Here is a 13,569-nt window from a genome sequence, read left to right on the forward strand (position 1 = left end):
CGCCTGAGCCGATTGCCACGCCGAGCCCGACCAGGCAGCTGCCCGCGGCCTGGGCGGGACCGTACGAGCCCGCACCGACCAGCGGAGCGGTGAGCGCGGCAGAGACGGGGATCAGACCGGAGAAGAGAGTGGCACGCTCGGCTCCGATGCGCTGCATCCCCCTGTACCAGCAGACGAAGCCGACCACGGTGACCACAGCGGCCTGCCAGAGCAGCGCAGCCGTCTCGCCGGGCGTGGGCAGACGCACGAATCCGGCACCTTCGACCAGCAGACCCAGTACGGCCGACTCCACGGCTGCGATCGCGCACACCGTGGCGGACAACAGCTTGGGACCCAGCGGACGCAGAACCGGTACGGCGAGCAGGGCAAAGCCCACCTCCCCTGCCAGCGCACCGACGGAGCAGATGACGCCGGCCGTGTCCGTACGCCCCCAGCCCTGGACGGTAAAGGCTCCCGCGGCGACCAGCACCGCGGCGCAGAGCACGGCCCGGGCCGGCCGGCGCCCCTCCAGGAGGGGTGCGAGGACGGCCACGAGGATCGGCGCGCACCCGACGAACACCCCCGGAACGGCCGGTTCCGCGGACCGCTCCGCAGCAAGCACTGCCAGGTTGAAGCCGACCATGCCCACAGCGGCGAGCAGGGCGAGCCGCCCCCACTGCCTGCCGGTGAGCCCGCGCAGGGTGACGACCGGCCGAGGCCCTCCGGCTCGCGACAGAAGGGGTACGAGCAGCAGGCCTGCCAGGCCGTAGCGCAGTGCCTGACCACCCGCGTAGGGATAGTCGCCGAGGACGCTGTTGGCGGTGAAGGACGCACCCACGAGGATGCAGGCGAATGCGGCGAGGAGCGCGCCGCGCAGGTAGGTCACGTTCATGGCACCGACGCTAGGCAGCCCGGCGGCCCGGCTTAAGGTCCACATTCATGACGACTTCGGGGACCAGTTCAGTATCCGGCAGTGGCAGTGGTACGCAGGAATCCGTGTCGGCCGCCTGGGAGTTGTTGCTCCCGGCCGCTTCGGCCCCTGCCCGTGGGCGCGGCCGTGCCCTGCAGTCGGCGCTGCGTGAAGCGGTCCGCTCCGGCCGTCTGGTGCCGGGCACCCGACTGCCGTCCAGCCGCGCGCTCGCCGCCGACCTGGGCGTCTCACGCGGCCTGGTCACGGAGGCTTACGAACAGCTCACCGCCGAGAGTTACCTGCGCAGCGGGCGCGGAGCCGGTACGTGGGTGAGCGGATCGGTGCGGGCGGCGGCCGGCGATGCCCGCGATCTCTCGCCCCGCGCCCGGGGGACGCGTGTCGACTTCCGCCCCGGTACCCCGGACCTCTCGCTCTTCCCCCGCAGTGCCTGGGCCGCCGTCTACCGTTCGGTTCTCGGCCGGCTGCCGCACAGCGCCCTGGGATATCCGGATCCCCGCGGGCTTCCCCAACTGCGCGACGCACTGGCCGCTCTGCTCACGAGGCGCCGCGGAGTGGTGGCCGACCCGGAGCGCCTGCTGGTCTGTTCGGGCGTCGCCCAGGCGACGACGCTGCTCGGATCCGTTCTGCGCGGCCGTGGCCTGCGCACCGTCGGTGTCGAGGATCCCGGGAGCCCCGAGCACGCCTCCCTGTTCGCCTCGGCCGGCCTGGCCACGGCGCGATTGCCGCTCGATGAGGAAGGGCTGGAGGTCGACCCGCTCGTGCGCTCCGGCGTACGTGCCGTCGTGACGACGCCGGCCCATCAGTTCCCTACCGGAATCGCGTACTCCGCCGCTCGCCGCAGCCGGCTGCTCGACTGGGCGAGGGAGAGCGACGGGCTGATCGTGGAGGACGACTACGACGGTGATTTCCGCTACGACCGCGCACCCGTCGGCGCCCTGCAGGGGCTCGACCCCGAGCGCGTCGCGTACACCGGCTCGGTGAGCAAGTCGCTGGCGCCCGGACTTCGGCTGGGCTGGCTGCTGGCGCCGGCGTCGATGACGGACGAGTTGACCGACCGCAAGCGGACCATGGACCTCGGCAACCCCGCCGTCGACCAGGCTGTGCTCGCCGACTTCATCGCCGGGGGCGGATACGACCGCCAGCTGCGCCGCTGCCAACGCGCATACCGGGAACGCCGTGACGTCCTGACTGCGGGACTTGCCGAGCACTTCCCCGGCACCGAGGTCAGCGGAATCGCGGCTGGGCTGCACATCATCGCCCGGCTGCCCGAACGGTACGGTCCCGAGGCGGAGTTCGTGGCCCGCGCGGAGGAGGCCCGGATCGCCCTGCGCCCGCTGAGCGACTGCGGCACCACGCGGACCGACGACGGATCCGTCGGCCTGGTGCTCGGTTACGCGCATCTGTCGCCGGCGGACATCGTTCACGGTGTGCAGCGGCTGGCCGCGGCCCGGCAGGGACACGGCTGAACGGACAGCCGAGCCGGCGGGGCCAGCTATTCACCTCACGTTGGTGCGCCCGACTCCGGCGGACGGGAGGGTGGCCCGGTCGCTCATCAGTCCGTGTGTCCGACCCGCTGCCCCGGAGGCTCTTCGATGCCGTCCACTCCGCGCCTTCCGTCCCCCGACCGACGTACAGTGCTGCGCGGTTCACTTGCTGCCTCGGCCGCTCTCGCGCTCCCCGTGGTGGGCGCGGCGGCCCCGGCCTTCGCTCGGTCCGGCCGCCCGGACGCGGCCTGGGGTGTGCAGGTGGGAGACGTCACGTCCTCCTCCGCACTGGTCTGGGTGCGCTCCGACCGGCCGGCCCGGATGGTGGTGGAGACGTCGGCGACCGAGTCGTTCCGGCGCGCCCGCACCTGGCACGGCCCGCTGCTGGGTCCCGGCACGGACTTCACCGGGACGACGCCTCTGTACGGGCTGCCGCCGGGCGAGCAGGTGCACTACCGGGTGACGCTCGCCGCCCCGGACGACCCCCGCCGCACCGGCGAACCGGTGTACGGAACCTTCCGGACCGCGCCCGCACGCCGGCGGGACGGTGTGCGTTTCCTGTGGTCCGGCGACATCGCGGGCCAGGGGTGGGGCATCAACCCGGACATCGGGGGTTACCGGGTGTACGACGAGATGCGCCGCCTCGACCCCGACTTCTTCCTCTGCAGCGGGGACAACATCTACGCGGACGGGGTCATCGAGCCCAGTGTGTCGCTGCCCGACGGGCGTGTCTGGCGCAACGTCACCACCGAGGAGAAGGCGAAGGTCGCCGAGACGCTAGCCGAGTACCGGGGGAACTTCCGCTACAACCTGCTGGACGACAACCTCCGGCAGTTCAACGCTCAGGTGCCCTCGGTGATTCAGTGGGACGACCACGAGGTGCGCAACAACTGGTATCCCGGGCAGATCCTCGACGACCTCCGGTACACCGAGAAGAACGTGGACGTGCTGGCGACGCGCTCGATGCAGGCCTTCCGTGAGTACTTCCCCGTGTCGACGCTGCACGGCGCCACTGGCGGGGACAGGGTCCACCGAGTGGTGCGGCACGGTCCGCTGCTCGATCTGTTCGTCCTGGACATGCGGACCTTCCGCAACGCCAACTCCCCCGGCCGGCAGGCCGATGACACCACCGGAATCCTCGGTACGGAGCAGTTGGCCTGGCTCAAGCGGGAACTGTCGAAGTCCCGGGCGGTGTGGAAGGTGATCGCCGCGGACATGCCGCTCGGGCTGGTCGTCGCCGACGGTGCCACGAACTTCGAAGCAGTGTCCCAAGGTGATCCCGGGGCTCCGCTCGGCCGCGAACTGCAGATCGCCGAACTGCTGCGGTTCATCAAGCACCAACGGATCACCGGCACGGTATGGCTGACGGCAGACGTGCACTACACCTCGGCCCAGCATTACGCCCCCGAGCGGGCGGCATTCAAGGATTTCTCCCCCTTCTGGGAGTTCGTCACGGGGCCGCTGGCGGCCGGCCAGTTCCCTTCCAACGCACTCGACGACACATTCGGACCCGATCGGGTGTTCGTTCAGGCACCCGGTCGGGCGAACGTTTCACCGATGGAGACGCCTCCGCTCTTCGGCGAAGTGGACATCGACGGTGACAGCGGGGAGTTGACCGTGCGCCTACGCGCGCAGGGCGGATCCGTCCTGTTCAGCAAGGTTCTCCAGCCCGGACGAGTGGGGCAGTGAGCCGGCCGGACTGACCGTCCGGCAACGGGCAGGGGTGAGGAGCTCGGGCTCCGCATCCCGGCCGGGCACCACTCGGCCCAGGTCGATTGTCAGTGGTGGGTTCTACGGTTTTTTCATGACCCGATCCGTTCAGGCCCTGGCCTACTCACGTCCGTCCGCTCTGGAGTCCTCGCAGGCAGGGCAGTTGCTCGGCCTGGAGACCGCGGGCGGGCTCACTCCGCGCGGCGCCGAGCCCCACCCCCGTTTCTTCGAGGGGTTCCTGGCCTCGCCGTCCATCGCCGCACGCGGGCTGCTGGCCGTGGCGGACGTGGCGGCCGCGCGCTACTACCAGCGGACTCTGCAGGCCTCGCTGGACCCGGTGGTGACGGGAAACGGCGACCGGCTGCGCTTTGAGTCCTTCTCCGGATGTTGCGGGGTTTACGCACGTCTCGACGTTCTCAGCGAGGGCCTGGAGGGTGCGGAGACGGGTCACGGAACAACCAACGTGGATGTGAACAATCCGCTGCGGGACGCTCTTTCGCGGATGACGGGCGATGATCCGCTCCATCTGCGGGTGGGCCCGCAGGAGATGGCGGTCACCACGCTGCACGGCCCCGTCGTGGAGAAGAAGGTCCCGCTGCCGGACCGGTGGCTTCGGGGCTTCGCCGAGGCTCAGGTGGCATCCGCCGCCTTCGATCTGCGGGCCGACCTCCCGGCGGTGGAGGCGGTCCGGTTCCTGCGGTCGATACCCCGCTCGGCAGGCCGCGCCTCACTCGGCGCGCAATGGGTGGTCCCAGCCGGCCGGACGCTTCGGCCGACGACACGGCCGGCGGCGGGAGCCGTCTGCCTGCCGGGGCCCCAGCGGCTGGGCGCCCTGCAGCGCGTCCTTCGGTACGCCACGGCGCTGCGGGTGTACGGGCCGTTGGCCGACGGCGTCGCCACCGCGAGTGCCTGGGAGGTGGTGCTGCCCGGAATGCGGCTCACCCTGACACTGTCCCCCGACGCCTCGCGCGGCTTCTCCGGGGAGGGCGGCGTCCTGGAGGCACTCGCCACGGACGACGCCGCGGCCGATGCCGAACTGGTGTCCGTGCTGCTGGCCTGGGAGCCCCGGATCGAGCCTGCCGCCCTGGCGGAGCAGTCGGGCCTGCCGGTGGAGCGTGTCCGAGCAGCACTCACCCGGCTGGGTACGGCGGGCCGGGTGGGGTACGACCTCGCGGACGCGGCCTATTTCCACCGTGAACTGCCGTATGACGCGGACCGGGCGGAGCGGCACAACCCGCGACTGGTAGCGGCACGACAGCTGGCTCGGACCGGGGCGGTCGTCCTCGACGGCGACCTCGCCACCGTGAACTCCGGTGACCGGCGCTACCAGGTCCGCGACAAGGCCGGCGCAATGAGCTGTACGTGTCAGTGGTGGGCGGACTACCGCGGCCGGCGAGGCCCGTGCAAGCACGCGCTGGCCGTCCGTATGGTCCGCCGGGGCGCGACCGTCGCAGGAGGTGCTCGATGAAGGAGCTGATCACGGCGGTGCGCGAAGGCCGCCTGGACGACATCCCCGCGCTGCTCACCCCCCTGGACAGGGCCGAACGCCGACTGGCACTGGTCGAGTTGAAGGCCATACGCAAGGAGATGCGGAGCCGGCCCTGGGGCGAGCGCACACGCGTCCGGAAGGCGGTGCTGGTGGCCGGAGCGGGCTGCCACACGGGGGCAGCGGGTTGCGCGACCTGGATCGGCGCACGGGAGCAGCGCGAGTGGGTGCGTTCGCCGTACCCGTGGGTGCTGGAGGTTCTGGCCGGCCGCGATCCGTCCTGGCTCGCCGATCTCGCTCGCCGTCTGACCGCCCGCACCGTCGAGTCCGAGGCGGAGTACCGGCTCGTTCTCGAACTGGTGCGGATGGCGGACTGTCCGCTCCCCGTCTCCGACGGTCTCGTGCGGGGATGGGCCGAGCGCGTCGCCGGAGCGCGGTGGCAGCAGAGGCCGCCGCGGCCGCTCATCGACATCCTGCGCGCCGAGCCGCACCTCGATGCGCTGGCACCTCACCTTCTGGACATGCCCGAGCTGCCCCCGCCGGTCACCTGGGCCGCCACTGAGGACCCCGGCGAGCACTGGCCGACCGCGCTGACCGTCCTGTCCGCGGAGGGTCTGCTGGACCGGGGCGCCCTGCTGGACCACTGCGTCACCCGCCTGGTGCGTGGCGGGAAGACCACGGACATGCGGTTCTGTCTGCAGGTTCTGCGGGGGCTCGAACTCACCGACCGGGAGGAGGCTGCACGGGTCACCGACTGGGCCGCCATGGCCGGGGACGGCCCGTCGCCCGTGGCCGGCCACGCCCAGGAGGCGCTCGCCCGGCTCGACGGACACGGTGAGCTGTCCATCGAGCGGCTGGCCGATGTCTCCGGCTCGGTCCTCTTCCGTACCGAGAAGAAGTTGGTGCGTTCCCAGCTGGTGCTGCTGGGCAGGGTGCTGCGGCGAGTTCCTTCAAGTGCCGGGAAACTGCTGCCGGTGGTCGCCGAGGCCTTCGAGCACCCGGACATCGGTATCCAGGAGCGGGCACTCAAACTCGTAGCCCGCCATCTTCCCGCCACGACGCCGGAAGTCCGCGAGGATCTCGCGAGCATGGCTTCGCAACTGGGCGCCGTGCACCGGTCGACGGCACGCGCAGTGTTCGGCGACTTGCTGGTCGACGGGCCGACCGTCGACTCCTACGAGGAGATGCTGCCGCCGGTTCCGGTTCCCCGACGCCTCGACCCGGCACCCGCCGATACCGCCGAGCTCACCGAGGAGGTAGTTGCCCTGGTGCGCTCCAGGTCGCGGGAAGTCACCGACTTCGAGCGGGCGCTGGACGGACTGATCCGGTGCGCCCACCACGCACGTGCGGACCTGGCCGACGCCTTGCGCACGGCGCTGGCCGGGCAGTGGTGGACCGAGCCGGGCCCGCAGGTCGAGATCGACCGGCGGTTCTCGAGGAACCACGACGGCTTGCAGGTCGTTGCGGCATCACTGCTCGGACGGGTGTCGGAGGAGGCCGTCGGAGACGGCCGTGCCCGCTGGACGGCGACGGGGACCTGCTGCCACGCGGCCCTCGACGGCGTGCTGTACGCAAGGCTGTGGGAGGCCGCCGCCGCGATACGGACAGGTGAACTGCCCTTCCTGCTGGCCACGCCCACCTGGCACACCGGTGCCCTCGACCCGATGGCTCTGGTCGAGCGATTGCTCACCTACCAAAGGCTCGGAGTCACGCCGGGGCCCGCCGACTTCGGCCAGGCTCTGCTGCGGGTTCGGCGCACGGGCGGGGAGGAGGCGGCAGCGCGGGCCGCGTCGATGGGCACAGCGGAGGGCGGCCGGCTGGCCGCCTGGATCCGGGCGGACGAACCGGTCGCGCCGGTACTACGCCGCCGTGTGGAGACCGAAGCGCCCGCACCCCAGGGCTGGTTGCAACGGTCCGCTGTGAAGGCGCGGCAAGTCCTGCCGGCCACCAGGGAGCGTCTGGTCATTCAGAAGGAGTTCCCCCGTTCCTTCCACTGGCTCGGACGCCCGCACTCCCCACGACAGCAACGGTGCTACCACTGGGGCGACACGTCTCCACAATGGATCGCCACGCTGCCCGAGGACGGTGAGACCCTGGCGGCCTGGCTCCTGCCGTCCCTCACGTGCGTCGAGGACCAGCGAGGTGTCGCATGGCCGCTGCCCGCCCTCGTCGAGACGGACGGCCCCGCCGAGGGCGCCATCCATCTCGCGCTGGCGCACGGGCTCGGGGCCCGCTACCCGGAGGACCGGTTGTCGGCGGTGGATGCCCTGCTGATCCTTGCCGCCCGGGGCCGGCTGGACGCGAATCTCCTCGGTGGGGAGCTGAGCGTGCTCATCGACCGGGAGCTGATGAAACCCAGCCGGCTGGCGGCCGCCGCCCGTACCGCTGCCGCCACGGGCGCGTACCGGACGGTGCTGTCCGTGCTGGTCCCGGTGCTGACGGCGCTGCTCGCGCGCGAGCAGGCGCCACGGGGGCTGAGCGATCTGCTCGCGGTGGCTGCGGAGTGCGCGGAGCAGTGCGGGCCGCCGAAGACCGGCCGGATAGCCGGACTCGCCGCAACGGCCGCGCGCGGCGGATCGACCCAGCTGGTCCAGCAGGCAGCTCGGCTGGAAGCCGCTTGCCAGGAGGTGGCCGGGTGACGAGACACCGGTGACGAGACGAGTCCCGCCGGGCGCGGGGGCCGCATCACACGCAACGGCGCTTCGGACCCGACCCCGCCCACGCGGCCGGGCTCGCGGGCCCGGCTCGCGGGCCCGGCTCGCGGGGCCGGCTCCCGGGGCCGACTGCACCGCCCGCCCGGCCGACGCGGGACGGAAACGCCGCACCGCCCGCCCGGCCGACGCGGGACGGAAACGCCGCACCGCCCGCCCGGCCGACGCGGGACGGAAACGCCGCACCGCCTCCCACCCCGGGACGAGAATCGGGCCGCCCTGACCTCGCTCAAAAACGACTTGCCAACTGGCCAAAATTGGACGATAGGCGACTAGATCCATACTTAACCCATCGGTCACAAGGCGTTCGTGATCAGGCAACACCGCTCGGTCACAGTGAGGTCATGACTGATGTGACCTCCGCGAAGAGTGCCCGCCGCCCCCACCACTGGCGGCGGGACCTCATTGAACTCGCCGCCCTGTTCACAGCGGTCGCCGTCGCCGACGCGATCGCCAACCTGATCGGACACCAGCCGGACGGTCCGTATCTGCTCATCGCCTCGGCCGTGGCGCTGACCGCCACCGCCGCTTTCCACACCTGGTGGGCACACCGGCACAGTCACGCACCACCGCCGGATCCCGAGGGCCCGGGAGTCTCGCACGACCCGGCCATTCAGCCGGTCGCGGCGTCCGACGCCCCGTCGCCCGACGCCGCAGCGGCCGAGACGGTGCTGTGGCGGATGCGTACGACGGTCCGGGACGCCCCCGGCAGCCTGGCCGCGCTCTGCATCGTGCTGGCCCGACACCGGATCGACATCCTGACCCTTCAGACCCATCCGTTGGCCGAGGGCACGGTCGACGAGTTCCTGCTGCGTGCGCCCGCCGCGCTTCCGGCCGCGCAACTGACCCGGGCCATCTCCGAAGCCGGCGGAAGCTCCACCTGGATCGAGCGCGCCGACGCCCACGACCTGGTGGACGCACCGACGCGGGTGCTCGGCCTCGCCACCCGCACGGCTCTCGACGCCGCGGAACTCCCCCTGGCCCTGCGCCAGCTGCTCGGCCGGTGCACCATCCACTCGCTCCCCGCCGTGTCGATCACCGGACGCGCCACCGGTGAATCCGCACCAGTCGAGGGGGTGCTGGAGGAGACGGTGATGCGGCTGCGCGATCCGTCGGGCGGCGTCATCACCGTCGAGCGTCCCTATCTCCCCTTCACGCCGACGGAGTTCGCCCGGGCACGCGCCCTGGTCGAGCTCGACGCCCGGCTCGGCCCCCGCGTCCCGCGCAGCGAGCACGTACTCACCTTGCCCGAGGGCAACGCGATCACCGTGCGCCGGGCGGACCGCAGCGACCTCGAGGCGGCCAGGGCCATGCACGACCGCTGCTCGGAACAGACCCTGCGACTGCGCTACCACGGACCGGTCCGGGACGCCGACCGCTACCTCGACCACCTGCTGAGCCCCCGCTTCGGCCGCACCCTCGCCGTGCAGACGGCCTCCGGCCGGACGGTGGCCCTCGGCCATCTCCTCTGGGACGGTGACGAGACCGAGGTCGCCCTGCTCGTCGAGGACGACTGGCAGCGCCGCGGCATCGGCTCCGAGCTGCTGGGCCGCCTGGTGGCGCTCGCCGTCGAGGCGGGCTGCGAGAGCATCTACGCCGTCACCCAGGCATCGAACACCGGGATGGTCGCGGCCATGCGCGCGCTCTCGCTGCCGCTCGACTACCAGATCGAGGAGGGGACGCTCGTGATCACCGCCCGACTGGGTGCGACGCCGGTACGGCCCCTGCCGCCGTACGAGCAGGCGGAGCGCTGACCGCCTGACGTACGGGCTCCTCGCCGCTCAGCGCCTGGCAGAGATCGGCCCAAAGGTCTTCCACGTCCTCCAGCCCGACCGACATGCGCAGCAGCCGGTCGCCGACCCCCGAGGACTGCCGGTCTCCTTCATCCACAATGCGGTGGCTGATGGAGGCCGGGTGCTGGATCAGGGTGTCCACGCTGCCGAGACTGACCGCGGGCGTGATCAGCCGTACCGCGGCGATCACCCCGTGCGGGTTCCCGTACACCTCGAAGGAGACCATCGCGCCGCCCAGTTCCGGGTAGTGCACGCGGGCGATCCTCGGGTCGGCGGAGAGCCGGCGGGCGAGTTCCGCGGCGTTCGCGGACGCGGCCCTGACGCGCACCGGCAGTGTGGCGAGACCACGCAGCAGCAGGTATCCCGCCATCGGGTGCAGCACCCCGCCGGTGGCGAAGCGAACTTGGCGCAGCCGGGCCGCGAACTCCTCGTCGCAGGCGACGACTCCGCCCATCACATCACCGTGGCCCCCCAGGTACTTCGTCGCGCTGTGCAGCACGATCCGTGCCCCGTGTTCGACGGGCCGCTGGAGAACCGGTGTGGCGAAGGTGTTGTCGACCAACAGCGGCACCGAGCCGCAGGAGTGCGCGACCGCCCGGATGTCCACTTCCGCAAGGGTCGGGTTCGCGGGCGTCTCGACGATCACCAGGCCCGTGTCGGGGCGGATCGCCTCGGCGATGCCCGCAGGATCCGTCCAGGTCACCTCCGTGCCGAGGAGCCCGGCACCCAGGAGATGGTCGCTGCAGCCGTAAAGCGGGCGGACGGCCACCACATGGCGCAGCCCCATGCTCGCGCGGGCCAGCAGGACTGCGGTGAGTGCGGCCATCCCGCTGGCGAACGCCACGGCGCTCGCGGTCCCTTCGAGGCGGGCCAGGGCCGTCTCGAAACGGGCAGTGGTCGGATTGTCGAGCCGGGCGTAGACGGGCGGCCCGTCGAGCCGGGCGCCGGTGGCGGCGAAGGAGTCGATCCGTTCCGCCTCGCCCCTGGAGTCGTACGAGGGGTAGGTGGTGGACAGGTCGATCGGCGGGGCGTGCAGGCCGAGTGCTGCGAGGTCTTCGCGTCCGGCGTGCACGGCTTCGGTGGCCGGCGCCCGGTACGGGGGTGTCGTCGAGGGCGCCATCGAGGATTGGGTGTCCATGCACCCACTCTGAACAGTCACCGGGACAGACGCGTATTAGCCCGTGCTACGTTCGGTGAATGACTGATTCCGTCGCTCTCGACACGGTGGATCTGCACATTCTGCGGCTGCTTCAGAACGATGCCCGGACCACGTACCGCGAGCTCGCGGCCGAGGTCGGGGTCGCTCCCTCGACCTGTCTGGACCGGGTCACCAGGCTGCGCCGCACGGGCGTCATCCTCGGCCATCAGCTGCGACTGGACCCGGCCAGGATGGGCCGCGGTCTTGAGGCACTTCTCTCCGTGCAGGTCCGGCCGCACCGCCGGGAGCTCATCGGCCCGTTCGTCGACCGGATCAGGACGCTGCCCGAGTCCCGTGCGCTGTTCCATCTGACCGGCCCCGACGACTATCTGGTCCATGTGGCGGTGACCGACACCGCCGATCTTCAGCGTCTGGTCCTGGACGAGTTCACCTCACGGCGCGAAGTGGCCCGCGTGGAGACGCGGTTGATATTCCAGCAGTGGGAATGCGGTCCGCTGCTGCCGCCCGCCGCCCGGACGGCCGAGGCGGGTCCGGGTCAGGCCCACGGTGCCGATCGGTAGTGACGCGGAGGCCCTCCCCGTACGAGGATGTCCATATGCCAGACACTCCGAACAGCGCGCTGCCCCGCCAGGTCGCCGACGCCTACGTCGACGCGTTTATCGAACTCGATCCGATCTCCGGCACCTATCTGGGTGTCGCGGAAAGCTCGCGCCGCCTTCCCGACTTCTCCCCCGCCGGCCAGGAAGCACTCGCCGAGCTGGCCCGCACCACGCTCGCGCGGCTGGACCGCGCGGAGCAGCTCCCCGGCGCCGCCGATGACGCCGAGCGCCGTTGCGGCCGCCTCCTCCGCGAGCGCCTGACGGCCGAACTCGCCGTCCACGAGGCCGACGAGGCACTGCGGGCCGTTTCCAATCTGCATTCTCCGGCCCACTCGATCCGTGAGGTGTTCACGGTGACGCCCACCGAGACGGACGAGGACTGGGCGGCCGTCGTCGAGCGGCTCAAGGCGGTTCCGGCCGCGCTCTCCGGCTACCGCGAGTCCCTCGCGCTCGGCCTGGAGCGGAAGCTGTACGGCGGTCCGCGCGCCACCACCACCTTCATCGGCCAGCTCGACGAATGGATCGGCGACGGCACGACGGGGTTCTTCCAGGACTTCGCCGCCGCCGGCCCGGACACGCTGCGCACCGGACTGGTCACCGCCGCGGCGCAGGCGACCCGGTCGCTGGAGGAGCTGCGGGACTGGATGCGCGAGGTGTACGCCCCCTCGATCGAGGGCGCGCCGGACACGGTGGGCCGCGAGCGGTACGCCCGCTGGTCGCGCTACTTCAACGGCACCGACCTGGATCTCGACGAGGCCTACGCGTACGGCTGGTCGGAATACCACCGGCTGCTCGCCGAGATGCGGACCGAGGCCGAGAAGGTGCTGCCGGGCGCTGGTCCCTGGGAGGCACTGGCCCATCTCGATGTGCACGGCAAGCACATCGAGGGGGTCGACGAGGTCCAGGCGTGGCTGCAGGGCCTGATGGACGAGGCGATCGAGGCCCTGGACGGTACGCACTTCGAACTCGCCGAACGAGTCCGCAAGGTGGAGTCCCGCATCGCTCCCCCCGGCGGCGCCGCGGCGCCGTACTACACGGGCCCGTCCGAGGACTTCTCGCGCCCCGGACGCACCTGGCTGCCGACGATGGGCGAGACCCGGTTCCCGGTGTACGACCTGGTCTCCACCTGGTACCACGAGGGCGTCCCCGGCCATCACCTCCAACTCGCCCAGTGGGCCCATGTCGCCGAGAGCCTCTCGCGCTACCAGGCGTCCATCGGCATCGTCAGCGCGAACGCCGAGGGCTGGGCGCTGTACGCGGAGCGCCTGATGGACGAGCTGGGCTTCCTGCCCGACGCCGAGCGCCGGCTGGGCTACCTGGACGCCCAGATGATGCGGGCCTGCCGGGTGATCGTGGACATCGGCATGCACGCGGAGCTGGAGATCCCTGCCGACTCGCCGTTCCACCCCGGTGAGCGGTGGACGCCGGAGCTGGCCCAGGAGTTCTTCGGCAACCACAGCGGCCGGCCCGCCGATTTCGTGGAGAGCGAGCTGACCCGCTATCTCTCCATGCCGGGTCAGGCCATCGGCTACAAGCTGGGCGAGCGCGCCTGGCTGCTCGGCCGGGAGAACGCCCGCGCGGCGCACGGTGACGACTTCGACCTCAAGTCCTGGCACATGGCTGCCCTGTCCCAGGGGCCGCTGGGTCTGGACGATCTGGTCGACGAGCTGTCGAAGCTCTGACAGGAGTGCCGGCCGGTTCCCGGACATGCCGTCCG

General features: G+C 71.5%; 8 protein-coding genes and 1 pseudogene. 7 read left to right on the plus strand and 2 right to left on the minus strand.

Features of this window, described 5'->3' with window-relative positions; translation table 11 throughout:
• Positions 1–22: 22 nt before the first annotated feature.
• Positions 23–916, minus strand: a pseudogene (locus tag SH922_RS05110) (DMT family transporter); the annotation flags it as partial.
• 2 nt (positions 917–918) lie between these two features.
• On the opposite strand from SH922_RS05110, the gene SH922_RS05115 reads away from it, so the two are divergent.
• The 5 genes from SH922_RS05115 (at position 919) to SH922_RS05135 (ending at position 10,055) form a co-directional block, all read left to right on the plus strand.
• Positions 919–2,376 (plus strand): PLP-dependent aminotransferase family protein, encoded by a 1,458-nt coding sequence (locus SH922_RS05115; protein ID WP_393055126.1) that lies wholly within the window; start codon positions 919–921, stop codon positions 2,374–2,376.
• A gap of 126 nt (positions 2,377–2,502) precedes the next feature.
• Entirely contained in the window at positions 2,503–4,083 is a 1,581-nt protein-coding gene (locus SH922_RS05120; protein WP_393055128.1) for an alkaline phosphatase D family protein, read from the plus strand.
• A 115-nt stretch (positions 4,084–4,198) separates the two neighbouring features.
• On the plus strand, positions 4,199–5,572 hold the full coding sequence (locus SH922_RS05125) for an SWIM zinc finger family protein (protein ID WP_393055129.1): 1,374 nt from the start codon (positions 4,199–4,201) through the stop codon (positions 5,570–5,572).
• Complete coding sequence (locus SH922_RS05130; RefSeq protein ID WP_393055131.1) at positions 5,569–8,229, plus strand: DUF6493 family protein; 2,661 nt, start codon at positions 5,569–5,571, stop codon at positions 8,227–8,229. Before SH922_RS05125 ends, SH922_RS05130 begins: the two co-directional genes overlap by 4 nt.
• 425 nt (positions 8,230–8,654) lie before the next feature.
• Positions 8,655–10,055 (plus strand): GNAT family N-acetyltransferase, encoded by a 1,401-nt coding sequence (locus SH922_RS05135; protein ID WP_393063469.1) that lies wholly within the window; start codon positions 8,655–8,657, stop codon positions 10,053–10,055.
• On the opposite strand, the gene SH922_RS05140 is transcribed toward SH922_RS05135, so the two are convergent.
• Positions 9,991–11,232 (minus strand): trans-sulfuration enzyme family protein, encoded by a 1,242-nt coding sequence (locus SH922_RS05140; RefSeq protein WP_393055133.1) that lies wholly within the window; start codon positions 11,230–11,232, stop codon positions 9,991–9,993. The genes SH922_RS05135 and SH922_RS05140 overlap by 65 nt on opposite strands.
• 59 nt (positions 11,233–11,291) lie before the next feature.
• On the opposite strand from SH922_RS05140, the gene SH922_RS05145 reads away from it, so the two are divergent.
• Both SH922_RS05145 and SH922_RS05150 read left to right on the plus strand, forming a co-directional pair.
• On the plus strand, positions 11,292–11,813 hold the full coding sequence (locus tag SH922_RS05145; protein WP_393055135.1) for an Lrp/AsnC family transcriptional regulator: 522 nt from the start codon (positions 11,292–11,294) through the stop codon (positions 11,811–11,813).
• Positions 11,814–11,848: 35 nt separating this feature from the next.
• Positions 11,849–13,534, plus strand: coding sequence for a DUF885 domain-containing protein (locus SH922_RS05150; RefSeq protein ID WP_393055137.1), 1,686 nt, complete (start codon positions 11,849–11,851; stop codon positions 13,532–13,534).
• The last annotated feature ends 35 nt before the right edge of the window (positions 13,535–13,569 follow it).

This window comes from Streptomyces sp. LN549 (assembly GCF_043203805.1).
Taxonomy (GTDB): Bacteria; Actinomycetota; Actinomycetes; order Streptomycetales; family Streptomycetaceae; genus Streptomyces.